General features: G+C 37.8%; 2 protein-coding genes. Both read left to right on the top strand.

All coding sequences use genetic code 11. From position 1 onward, the window contains the following. Positions 1 to 41 precede the first annotated feature (41 nt). Positions 42 to 788 (top strand): WxL domain-containing protein, encoded by a 747-nt coding sequence (locus ORH16_RS18790; protein WP_265460460.1) that lies wholly within the window; start codon positions 42 to 44, stop codon positions 786 to 788. A gap of 137 nt (positions 789 to 925) precedes the next feature. Next, positions 926 to 2867: lectin-like domain-containing protein (locus ORH16_RS18785; RefSeq protein WP_265460459.1), on the top strand; the 1942-nt coding region annotated here is incomplete at its 3' end.

The following is a 2867-nucleotide window of genomic DNA, read 5'->3' as shown; positions in this document are numbered from 1 at the left end:
TACTTAAAGAAATTTGAATAAGTAAAAGGGGAAAATAAATTATGAATAAAAAGTTCTTATTTGGCTTCGCAACAGTAGCACTTGGTGCTGCATTTGTAGCAACAACACCAGTACAAGCTGCAGCAGACGATACTGCAACAAAAATGACGACAGACGCTGGGATTGGATTCTCAACTTTTAATCCTGGACCTGGACCATTTTATAAAAACTTAGCACTGACATTCGTACCAAAATCTTTCCAATTTGGTAACGCGAATACTGCAAGTGCCAATGCTCAAACATACAAACAAACAGATGCGCCTAGTGGCGGCCAATATGTTGGTGTCTCTGACGATAGAGATACTAAAACAGCTTGGAACGTATCTGCGACATTAGCTGATTTTACCAGCACTACGACAAGTAGTAACACATTAGCGAATGCAGAATTGTCTATGGTGCTTAGTGCTACTCAGCAATTTGCGATGGATGGTGCGACGGCAGATGCTTCTGGTGTACCAACACCTAACTCCACTACATTAACTGATTTTACAGACGCAACTTTAAAAGCATTGTATTCAGGTACTTCTTCAGAAACTGTTAAATTGACTGCTGGAGGTGCAGGTAAAACTGTTATGAGTTATACATTGCCTACTACAGGTTCAGCTGCAACAGGAACTGCAGCTGTGGCTAGAACAGTTTCAGACGTTAACTTGACAGTTAAAGGTGGCAGCGCAAAAGAAAACAATCAATACAAGAGTACAGTGACTTGGGTATTGTCTGACACTGGTACAGATAGTCCAACTGCTTAGTTCCGAATCAGTAACAACAGTACAACTTTCAAGTAATCATTAAGTCTTAAGGATTGCGAGAAAGTTACTGTAACAATCCAAGGTTTAAACAGAAAAGCACACAGAAATACTAGTAAAGACGGATAGGATGGAGAGAGATGAAGAAAAAGATACGGGAACAGTTAAGATGGGGCATAACATGTATAGTCGGTCTTTTTTGTCTATGGTTTTTACCAAGCACGGTAATTGCGGCTTCAGAAACTGTTTATCCAGTTACGACAGTGTATCAAGAAGTTTCAAATAAGGATTCTAATGGGAGTACGGATTTAACTACTATCCAAGATAATTTTGCTTTGTCCGGAAGAGTCACAGGGAATACAACTAGGTATGATGGATATCCCCAATGGTATGGTGATGCAGCATTGTTGACACCAAATGTAACTGGGGGATCTTCGTATGGTTTTGCAGGAACTATATACGCAAAGAATAAAGTCCAACTGGATTCAGATTTTACGATTTCTGGAAGACTTTCAGTCACATTGAAATCTGCCAATGCTGATGGTTTTGGGATTGTTTTCCATACAGGAGCTGTTAATCAAGTAGGAGGTAGTGGGGGTGGTTTAGGGATAACAGGTTTACCTAATGCATATGCGCTTGTATTTGATACTTATAGAAATACTGGGGACCCTGCTGTTCCTTATGTCGGTGTTTGGTCGACAAACTCTAGCGGAACTTTGACTTCTACAACCCCATACTATACTACAAACATACCAAAAAGTGGCTATTCTACTATCTATTATACCTTTAAATATGAACACATTACTAGAGTAATTAGTTTTGAAGCCTTCGCTGATGAGGCAAAAACTAAGTTAATTACACCACAGGGTGGTTATAAAATAACCATTCCAACTGATAAGTACGAATATTCATTTTCTATAACTGCAGCAATCGGTGGTAATGCTAATACACAGTATGCTAGTATCGATAGTGGTTCATTACCTGTTCTGATCACAAATAAGCCCAAAGTTACCAATGAAGTTGGCTCAACATATAGCACTATGTTGACTCTAACTGATGAAAACGGAATTGCCTACCCAGCTGGATCAGTGGCTACTGTAAATGGGAAAGATTACACTATAGACGATAATTCATCTATAACAGTTCCAGTAGGAACGACGGCTTCAGAAAGAGATTTAACAATTGCAATTAAGTCTTTCAAAATCTATGGTGGACAACAACTAGATGCTATAATATCCGATTCAATCACTTATACACCGCAAGTTTATTGGGGAAATGTACCTTGGTCATTTGATAGTAGTACTGGTACTCTAACATTTAGCGGTAGTGGGACATTAAGTGAAGCAGGTGACTCCCCATGGAAGCGTAACGATAGCCTAAAAATAGACGCTACATCAATAAAAAAAATTGTCTTTACACAATCTGTTAGTACCCCAGTAAACTCTGCTTCACTTTTTTTAGGATTGATCAATTTAATCGATATCAATTCAAATAAATTGGATACATCACAAACAACAAATATGAACTGGATGTTTTATAATCTTACATCTATTACTACCTTAGATATGAGTAGTTTGAACACTTCAAAGGTTACGAATATGTCTGCTATGTTTGCAGGATGCAACTCCCTAGAAACAATTGATATTAGTAAATTCGATACATCAAATGTTACAGATATGAGTTATATGTTCCAATTCAATAAAAAAATTGAAACATTGAATTTAAATACTTTTGATACCAGTAAAGTAACCACTATGGAATATATGTTTCTCGGAATGGAAAGTTTAACAAATCTAAATATAAGTAGTTTTGACAATACAACATTGAATTCCAAGATGACTGGCGCTCTTTCAGGTACAAACGTGTTAAGTTCACTGACACTTGGACCAAAGTTTAAAGATACATCTAATGAATCACAATTGCCCGATATCACCGCCAATGACACTTATTCTGGCAATTGGCAATATCAGGTAGATGAGTCCATAGTGGGTACAACCTCCCAATTCCTTGCAAATTACGACGGGACGAAACCAGGTACGTATGTCTGGGGTCCAGCTACAGTGACAATGACAGTTAACTACT

This window comes from Enterococcus sp. HY326 (genome assembly GCF_026157065.1).
Lineage (GTDB): Bacteria > Bacillota > Bacilli > Lactobacillales > Enterococcaceae > HY326.
This window is presented reverse-complemented; position numbering and strand designations above follow the sequence as displayed.